This is a genomic window from Paracoccus hibiscisoli (assembly GCF_005048265.1).
GTDB lineage: Bacteria > Pseudomonadota > Alphaproteobacteria > Rhodobacterales > Rhodobacteraceae > Paracoccus > Paracoccus hibiscisoli.
In genome coordinates this window covers 1-1,574 of sequence record NZ_SUNH01000091.1, presented here as the reverse complement: position 1 = coordinate 1,574, position 1,574 = coordinate 1, and the positions used below count along the sequence as shown (strand labels likewise).

The following is a 1,574-nucleotide window of genomic DNA, read 5'->3' as shown; positions in this document are numbered from 1 at the left end:
CGCATCCGCCGATGATACCCCTGGGGCGGCGGTCATTTTCTCCAGACTTCTGGCCAAATCGCCGCGCGGCGAATAATCTGACCGCCAGACCCCTGAAAACCGGAACGCCATGCCAGCCGACGACCCCACCGCCCGCATCCTGGCCGAGCTGCGCCGCGACAGCCGCATCCCCAACGCCACCCTGGCCGAGCGGGTGGGCCTGTCGCCCTCCTCCTGCTGGCGCCGCGTCCGCGCGCTGGAGGAGACGGGCGCGATCCGCCGCTATACCGTCGATCTGGATGACGACGTGCTGGGCGATCACTTCAAGGCCATCGTGCATGTCAACCTGGAGCGGCACGACCAGGCGCTGGTCCAGGACTTCATCCGCATGACCCGCACGACGCCGGCGGTGCGCGCCCGCTATGCGACGACCGGGGCCGCCGATTACCACCTGCACGTCACCTGCCGCGACCTGCCCGCCTATAACCGCTTTCTGGACGACCACCTGCTGTCCCTGCCCGCGGTCAAGGGCGCCCAGACGTTCCTGGTGCTGAAGACGATCAAGGATGACGGGCTGACCGACTGACGTCCCTGCGGCCCACGCCTGCGCGACCGTCCTCAGGTTGCCCTGAGCCTCCGCCCGCTTTCCGTTCCAGCCTCGTCCCCATGCTGCCCGGCAAGCGGTCGATGTGACAAGGCGGCCCTCCTCGCCCATGATGCGACGTGGCACGCACCGACCGTCGCCCCGCGCCCCGCCACGGCCGGGTCTGTCCCGGCAGGACGGGCAGGACGGGTCCATGCCGGCTCGGGCCGGCGACGGTGTATCAAACACATCCGGCGCAGCAGATCGTCCCTCAGGACAGTGATGCCGTCGCGGATGCCGAGGCGCGGGTCGAGCGTCTGGACCGGGCAGATCGCCGACCTTCTGCCGACCGGAAGCCTCGCGCCGGTCGTTGCGGCCGTTCACGCGATGCGCGGGGTTGCATTCATCGCGGCCGTAATGGTGATGGCCCAGGTCCGGGATCTCCAGCGCGTCGACGACCCGCGCCAACTGAGGGCTTGTCCGGGACTAACCCCGTCCGGGCATTCCGGCGGCACCAGCCTCTGTCGGGGTGGAGTCACCAGGGCGGGCAGCGGGCTTGCCCGACGCGCGCAGATCCATGGCTCTGCCGGATACAGGCCAGCGCCACCCCGACCCGCCATCCCCGGTCGGAGGCCCTGTCGACGGCTGTCTGCGACAGGGCCATGGAACGGACCGCTCAGGACGTGCCCGCGCGACCGCCATCCCGTCGCAGCCGGACCGGCGAAGGGGGTGGTCATCACGGCAATCGCGCGCAAGAGAGCGGCCGTCATCCGGGCCATCGCAGAGGGCCGTAACGACCGCTCCTGTCTGCCAGGCCAAGACCCAAGGCTGAGGAGACAACAGCCCCCCATCATGCCAATGCCCAAGGTCGGGGACGCAACGCGGCAGAGAACCCTCGTGCCCTGTCATGGGCCGACATTGTTGACGCCCGCCAGTTGGAACGAGGCTGCCCCAGGACGACACCACAGTCACGCAGCGGCCAACCCCCACATGAGAGCCGTTCAACCGTCGC

At 69.4% G+C, this 1,574-nt stretch carries 2 protein-coding genes; both read left to right on the top strand.

Going from position 1 to position 1,574, the window contains the following annotated elements; genetic code table 11:
• Window positions 1–109: 109 nt before the first annotated feature.
• Complete coding sequence (locus FA740_RS19440; protein ID WP_136858429.1) at window positions 110–565, top strand: Lrp/AsnC family transcriptional regulator; 456 nt, start codon at window positions 110–112, stop codon at window positions 563–565.
• 279 nt (window positions 566–844) lie between these two features.
• Window positions 845–1,574 (top strand): transposase (locus FA740_RS20550; protein WP_136858428.1); only part of this gene is annotated, 730 nt, incomplete at its 3' end.

What these genes read in the sequence shown, in the direction of transcription:
- FA740_RS19440 (WP_136858429.1), top strand. Translation starts at nt 110, where the DNA reads ATGCCAGCCGACGACCCCACCGCCCGCATCCTGGCCGAGCTGCGCCGC.